Raw genomic sequence first — 7,063 nt, 5'->3', positions numbered from 1 at the left:
CTGAGCCGGCCCACTTGCAAGTGAGGTAGTCATGAATCCGGTAGGTATCAATGGAACACTGATCATTCAGTTGATCACCTTCGTCATCCTGGTGGCGTTGTTGTACAAGTATATGTATGGTCCTTTGCGCAAGGTCATGGACGACCGTCGCGCGAGAATTGCCGACGGTCTGGCGGCAGCGGAACGCGGTAAGGAAGAAATGGCCCTGGCGCAAAAGCGTGCGACAGAGCTGCTCCGCGAAGCCAAGGAAAAGGCGGCAGAAATTATCGCCAACGCCGAGCGTCGTGGTGTGGAGCTGCGTGAAGAGGCACAGGGTAAGGCGCGTGAGGAAGCCGACCGCATCATCGCCGGTGCACGCGCTGAAATCGACGTCGAAACCAACCGGGCGCGTGAAGTGCTGCGCGGTCAGGTGGTGGATCTGGTGGTCGATGGCACCCAGCGTATCCTGCATCGGGAAATCGACGATAAGGCCCATCGCGACATCATCGACCGTATGGTCGGCCAATTGTGAGGAGACTCCCATGGCCGATCTGATCACGGTGGCGCGCCCCTACGCCGAGGCGCTTTATGGTTTGGCGAAAGAGAGCGGCCAGGAACAGGCTTGGGCGGATGCCCTGCAGGTTCTTGCCGCAGTAATCGCGGATACGCAGGCGCAGGCTTTTCTGAATGATCCCGAGCGTACCGAGGCCGAAAAAGTGGCGCTGCTCAGTACCGTGCCAGTGAAGGTGGATAGCAAGGCTTGGGAGGCACTTCTGACCCTGTTGATCCACCATGATCGTTGGCCCGCGACGGCCGAGATCGGCACGCTTTTCGGTGAAGCCCTGCGTCACGCAGAAGGCATTGTCGACGTTCTGGTCACCAGCGCCATCGCCCTGGACGCCAATCAAAAGACGACCGTGCAATCGGCGCTGGAGCGCCGTTTTGCCGGTCGCAAAGTCGCGTTCCGGGAATCGGTGGACGCCGCTTTGATTGGTGGCCTAGTTATTCATACGGGTGATCTCACCATAGATGCTTCCGTGCGTGGACAAGTGCAGCAACTTGCCCGAACCCTTCGCAGCTAAGTCTTGAGGAAATAGTATGCAACAACTGAATCCATCGGAAATCAGTGAACTGATCCGCGCACGGATCGCCGGCTTTGAAGGCCGTGTCGAAACGCGCTCGCAGGGCACCATCATCAGCTTGAGTGACGGTATTCTTCGCATTCACGGTCTGGAAGACGTGATGTACGGTGAAATGCTGGAGCTCCCCGGCGGCCGCTTCGCGCTGGCCATGAACCTGGAACAGGATAACGTCGGCGCGGTAGTGCTCGGCGAGTTCTCCGGCCTCGAAGAGGGCGACGTCGTCAAGTGTACCGGTAAGGTCATGCAGGTTCCCATCGGCAAGGCACTGCTTGGTCGCGTGGTGAACGCCCTGGGCCAGCCTATCGACGGTAAAGGCCCCATCGACACCAAGGAATACGACGTTCTCGAAAAAATCGCGCCCGGCGTGGTCGAACGTCAAAGCGTTGATGAGCCCATGCAGACGGGTATCAAGGCGATTGACGCCATGGTGCCAATCGGCCGTGGTCAGCGCGAGTTGATCATTGGCGACCGTCAGACCGGCAAGACCGCCGTCGCCGTCGATGCCATCATCAATCAGAAAGGCAAGGATGTGCAGTGCATCTATGTCGCCGTCGGTCAGAAGGCTTCGACCGTCGCTGGTGTGGTGCGCAAGCTCGAAGAATACGGCGCAATGGAGTACACCACGGTGATCGCCGCCAACGCATCGGAGTCCGCCGCCATGCAGTATCTGGCGCCTTACGCCGGCTGCACCATGGGCGAATACTTCCGCGACCGCGGCATGAATGCCCTGATCGTGTATGACGATCTTACCAAGCAGGCCTGGGCCTATCGCCAGATTTCCTTGTTGCTCCGCCGTCCGCCTGGCCGTGAAGCCTATCCGGGTGATGTGTTCTACCTGCACTCCCGTTTGCTGGAGCGTGCGGCGCGCGTCAACACCGATTTCGTCGAGAAGTTCACCAACGGTGAAGTGAAGGGCAAAACCGGTTCTTTGACCGCCCTGCCCATCATCGAAACCCAGGCGGGTGACGTCTCGGCCTTCGTGCCCACCAACGTGATTTCCATCACCGATGGCCAGATCTATCTGGAAACCGACCTCTTTAACTCCGGTATCCGTCCGGCTATCAACGCCGGTTTGTCGGTATCGCGGGTGGGTGGTGCGGCGCAGACCAAGATCATCAAGAAGCTGGGCGGCGGCATTCGTCTGGATCTCGCGCAGTATCGTGAACTGGCGGCCTTCGCGCAGTTTGCTTCGGATCTGGATGAAATCACCCGCAAGCAGATCGAGCGCGGCAAGCGTGTCACCGAGTTGCTGAAGCAGGACCAGTTCTCGCCGATGTCGGTGGCCGAACAGTCCGTGGCGCTCTTCGCAGCCAGCAGTGGTGCGCTGGATGACGTCGAAGTGGCCAATGTGCGGCCTTTCGAGAAGGCACTCCTGGCTTACCTGAACAGCAATAACAAGGACCTGATGGCCGGGCTTGAAGAGAAAAAAGAGCTGACGGATGACTTCAAGAAGCAGCTCGACGCGGCGGTCAAGCAGTTCAAGTCCAGCTCGACGTACTAGGAGAGTAGCATGGCCAATGCCAAGGAAATCCGCGGGCAGATCAAGAGCGTTAAAAACACGCGCAAGATCACCCGTGCCATGGAGATGGTGGCTGCGAGCAAGATGCGGCGCGCGCAGGAGCGAATGCGCGCCGCCCGTCCCTATGCGGAGAAAATTCGTGAGGTGTTGGGACATCTGGCGCAGGCGCATCCCGAGTACGAACACCCGTTGATGCAGGTGCGCCCCATCAAAAAGGCGGGCTTTATCGTCGTGACCACGGATCGCGGCCTCTGTGGCGCGCTCAATGTGAACGTGCTGCGTAATGTCGTCCACAAGATGCACGATCTCCATGAGCAGGGCATCAGCTCTGATCTCGCGGTCATGGGCAATAAGGGGCTGGGCTTCCTGCGGCGTCACGGCGCCCATCTGGTCGCAGAGCTCAACGGATTGGGTGATAAACCGCATCTGGCCGACATGATCGGACCCATCCGGGCTATGGCCGATGCTTACGCCAAGGGTGAGGTCGACGTGGTGTACCTAGTCTCCTCCCGCTTCGTGAATACGATGTTGCAGCGGGCTACGGTCGAACAGTTGCTGCCGGTGGAAAAGCCTGAAGTACTCGCGGAGCCACGCGCGGAGATGTGGGATTACATCTACGAGCCCGAAGCCCGTCCGGTATTGGATCGCTTGCTGCAGCGTTATGTGGAATCAGTGGTGTATCAGGCGGTCATCGAGCATCTGGCTTGTGAGCAGAGCGCGCGCATGGTGGCCATGAAAAACGCCTCGGATAACGCAAAGCGCATGGTGGGCGACCTGCAGTTGGCCTACAACAAGGCGCGCCAGGCAGCCATTACTCAGGAAATCGCAGAGATCAGCGCCGGTGCGGCGGCGGTCTGACGATTGTGCACAGCATTTTTGGAATTTTTGAGGGTTAAATCATGAGCGAAGCGGTTGCTAAAGAAAACGCCGTCGGCCATATCGTCCAGGTGATCGGGCCGGTGATCGACGTGGCCTTTCCTCGCGGGCAGGTCCCGGGGATTATGGAAGCTATCGTGGTCAGCGACAAAAACCTGACCATCGAAGTGCAGGCCCAGTTGGGTGACGGCGTGGCGCGCGGTATTGCCATGGGTCCCAGCGAAGGCCTGAAGCGCGGTCTGGCCGTGAAACGTACCGGTGCGCCCATCAGCGTGCCGGTGGGTCACGGCACGTTGGGCCGCATCATGGACGTCCTCGGTGACCCCGTGGACGGCAAGGGTCCGGTACAGACGGAGGAGCGCAAGGCCATACATCGTCCGGCACCGGCATTTGACGAGTTGGCGGCGAGCACCGAGGTGCTGGAAACCGGCATCAAGGTCATCGACCTGGTCTGCCCTTTCGCCAAGGGGGGTAAGGTCGGCCTCTTCGGTGGCGCCGGTGTGGGCAAGACAGTGCTCATGATGGAGCTGATCCGCAACATCGCTATCGAGCACACCGGTTACTCGGTGTTCGCCGGCGTCGGTGAGCGAACCCGTGAAGGCAATGACTTCTACCATGAAATGACCGATTCCGGCGTGTTGGACAAGGTCGCGCTCGTGTACGGGCAGATGAATGAGCCGCCCGGCAATCGCCTGCGCGCCGGTCTGACCGGCCTGACCATGGCGGAGCATTTCCGTGATGAAGGTCGCGACATTCTGATGTTCATCGATAACATCTTCCGCTACACCCTGGCCGGTACCGAAGTGTCGGCGCTGCTCGGGCGTATGCCTTCTGCGGTGGGTTATCAGCCGACACTGGCCGAAGAAATGGGCAAATTGCAGGAGCGTATTACCTCGACCAAGGTGGGCTCCATTACTTCTGTGCAGGCCGTTTACGTGCCTGCGGACGACCTCACTGATCCGTCCCCGGCGACGACCTTTGCCCACCTGGACGCCACGGTGGTGCTGTCGCGTCAGATCGCGGAGCTGGGTATCTATCCCGCCCTTGATCCACTTGACTCCTTCAGCCGCCAGCTGGATCCGGCGATTGTCGGTCAGGAGCACTACGATGTGGCCCGCTCCTGCCAGAAGACGCTGCAGCGCTATAAGGAATTGCAGGACATCATCGCCATTCTCGGCATGGACGAGCTGTCCGAGGACGACAAGCTGCTGGTATCCCGGGCGCGCAAAATCCAGCGCTTCCTGTCGCAGCCCTTCTTCGTCGCGGAAGTGTTCACCGGCAGCCCCGGTACCTACGCCTCATTGAAGGAGACGATCCGCGGCTTCAAGGCGATCGTGGCCGGTGAGTATGATCATCTGCCCGAGCAGGCCTTCTACATGGTAGGTACCATCGACGAAGCCATTGCCAAGGCCCAGAAGCTGCAGCAGGGCTAAGCCATGGCGATGACCATAGATGTGCAGGTAGTCAGTGCGGAGGGCAGCATCTACGCGGGGGTTGCCGATATGGTGGTGGCCCCCGGTGAGATGGGTGAACTCGGCATTCTGCCGCGCCACGCACCGCTGCTGACCAGGCTGCGTCCTGGTGAGTTGCGGATTATTCACGGTGCAGAGACGGAGTATCTCTTCGTCAACGGCGGTGTGCTGGAAATTCAACCCCATCTGGTAACGGTGCTGGCTGACTCGGCGGAGCGCGCGACGGACATTGACGAAGCCAAAGCCATGGCGGCCAAGCAGGCTGCTGAAGCACGGATGGCCGGACAGACGGATCGGATGGAGTATGCGGCGGCGCAGGCGGAATTGCTCGAGCAGATTGCCCGTCTGAAGACGGTGCAACGTTTGCGGGAACAGGGGCTGCTGCGCTAACGTCTCGACGTATTTGCATGTTTGTTGAGTAACATCACACAGACCCCAGCGACTAAACTGTCTCTGGGGTCTGTGTATTTTATGGTCTAGCGCTTATGCTGACAGATAATGCGGGGCATGGAGACATCATGTTAACGGATATCGTAATACTCGCCGCCGGGCAGGGCACGCGCATGCGCTCTGCTTTGCCGAAGGTGCTGCAACCTCTCGGGGGAAAACCCATGCTCGCCCACGTGCTAGCTATTGCGGCGGAATTGTCGCCACGGCGTATCCACGTTGTGGTCGGTCATGGCGGCGATGCCGTGCAGGCCGCCTTCCCGGACGCGCAGGTAAGCTGGTGGACGCAGGCACAGCAGCTCGGTACCGGTGATGCGTTAGAATCGGCGTTAGTGGGTTTCACGGGAGCGCACCGGGTATTGGTGTTGTACGGTGATGTGCCCCTCTTAACGGCGGCGACACTACGCAAATTTCTCCAACACACCCCGGCGTCAGCACTTGGACTGACGACCGCATCGGTAAGCGAGCCCCACGGATACGGGCGAATTCTCCGCGATGCGGACGGTCAGGTGCAGGGTATCCGTGAGCACAAGGATTGTCAGACGGACGAACAGGCTATCTGCGAGATAAATCTTGGGATGATGGTGCTGCCGGTAGAGCCGCTGGCGGGCTGGTTGCGGGGACTGTCTGCACGCAATGCCCAGGGCGAGATTTACCTGACGGATGTGGTGGCGGCAGCGCGGACGGGCGGCCATGTCGTCTGGCCTTTTACACTGGCTGATGCGACCGAGGCCTTGGGGGTAAATGACCCCATGCAGTTGGCGGATCTGGAGCGCGTGTTTCAGCGGCAGCAACTGCGCGCTCTGCAGATGCAGGGATTACGGGTGGCGGACCCGGCGCGGATAGACATCCGTGGTGAGGTCACTTGTGGCCAGGACTGCTGGGTGGATCCCAACGTCTTGTTTGTTGGCGAGGTTCATCTGGGTAATCGCGTACGCGTGGGAGCGGGTGCAGTTTTGCAGGACGTACAGATTGGCGACGACGTGGAAATTTTGCCCTACAGCCTCATCGAAGGTGCACGAATTGCCGCCGGGGCACGGATTGGACCTTTTGCGCGGATTCGCCCCGGAACGGAGATTGGCGAAGCCGCCCACATCGGTAACTATGTCGAGGTAAAGGCCTCAAAAATTGGTGCAGGCAGCAAAGCCAATCACCTGACTTATATCGGCGATGCGGAGATCGGTACCGGGGTGAATGTGGGCGCGGGGACGATTACTTGCAATTATGATGGCGCCAACAAGCATCGGACCATTATCGGCAATGATGTGTTCATCGGCTCGGATAGCCAGTTGGTGGCGCCGGTGACCGTTGGCGACGGCGCGACCATCGGTGCGGGCAGCACGATCACCAAAGAGGTTCCAGCGGGTGGTCTGACGCTGAGTCGCAGTCCGCAGCGTACTATTCCGCATTGGCAGCGACCACGGCGTGAGAAAAAATAGCGCCAGGTAGTACCGGCATCGTCTTCGACTGCAGGAGAGCAATAATATGTGCGGGATTGTCGGTGGGGTGAGCAAAACAGATTTGGTCCCCATGATTCTGGAGGGGCTGCGGCGTTTGGAGTATCGCGGCTATGATTCGGCTGGCCTGGCGATACTGAAAGAGGGGACGCAAGGCGCGGATTTGCTGCG

7 protein-coding genes are annotated in these 7,063 nt (G+C 59.6%); all 7 read left to right on the top strand.

Going from position 1 to position 7,063, the window contains the following annotated elements; genetic code table 11:
- The first annotated feature begins 31 nt into the window (after positions 1-31).
- The 7 genes from atpF to glmU all read left to right on the top strand — a co-directional run bounded on the left by atpF (position 32) and on the right by glmU (position 6,874).
- Complete coding sequence (atpF, locus tag AC2VNK_RS01010; protein ID WP_486882486.1) at positions 32-511, top strand: F0F1 ATP synthase subunit B; 480 nt, start codon at positions 32-34, stop codon at positions 509-511.
- 10 nt (positions 512-521) lie between these two features.
- Entirely contained in the window at positions 522-1,061 is a 540-nt protein-coding gene (locus AC2VNK_RS01005) for a F0F1 ATP synthase subunit delta (protein WP_486882485.1), read from the top strand.
- A gap of 16 nt (positions 1,062-1,077) precedes the next feature.
- Positions 1,078-2,622: a F0F1 ATP synthase subunit alpha gene (atpA, locus tag AC2VNK_RS01000; protein ID WP_486882484.1), complete on the top strand. Its 1,545-nt coding sequence runs from the start codon at positions 1,078-1,080 to the stop codon at positions 2,620-2,622.
- A 9-nt stretch (positions 2,623-2,631) separates the two neighbouring features.
- Complete coding sequence (atpG, locus tag AC2VNK_RS00995) at positions 2,632-3,498, top strand: F0F1 ATP synthase subunit gamma (RefSeq protein WP_291525491.1); 867 nt, start codon at positions 2,632-2,634, stop codon at positions 3,496-3,498.
- Between the two features lie 41 nt (positions 3,499-3,539).
- On the top strand, positions 3,540-4,949 hold the full coding sequence (gene atpD / locus AC2VNK_RS00990) for a F0F1 ATP synthase subunit beta (protein WP_486882483.1): 1,410 nt from the start codon (positions 3,540-3,542) through the stop codon (positions 4,947-4,949).
- Positions 4,950-4,952: 3 nt separating this feature from the next.
- Positions 4,953-5,378, top strand: coding sequence for a F0F1 ATP synthase subunit epsilon (locus AC2VNK_RS00985; protein ID WP_291525487.1), 426 nt, complete (start codon positions 4,953-4,955; stop codon positions 5,376-5,378).
- A gap of 128 nt (positions 5,379-5,506) precedes the next feature.
- Positions 5,507-6,874: a bifunctional UDP-N-acetylglucosamine diphosphorylase/glucosamine-1-phosphate N-acetyltransferase GlmU gene (gene glmU / locus AC2VNK_RS00980; protein WP_486882482.1), complete on the top strand. Its 1,368-nt coding sequence runs from the start codon at positions 5,507-5,509 to the stop codon at positions 6,872-6,874.
- Positions 6,875-7,063 lie beyond the last annotated feature (189 nt).

It is taken from the genome of Acidithiobacillus sp. TH-A35 (assembly GCF_057473505.1).
The sequence above is the reverse complement of the archived record's forward strand: the minus strand, read 5'-3'. Positions and strand labels throughout refer to the sequence as shown.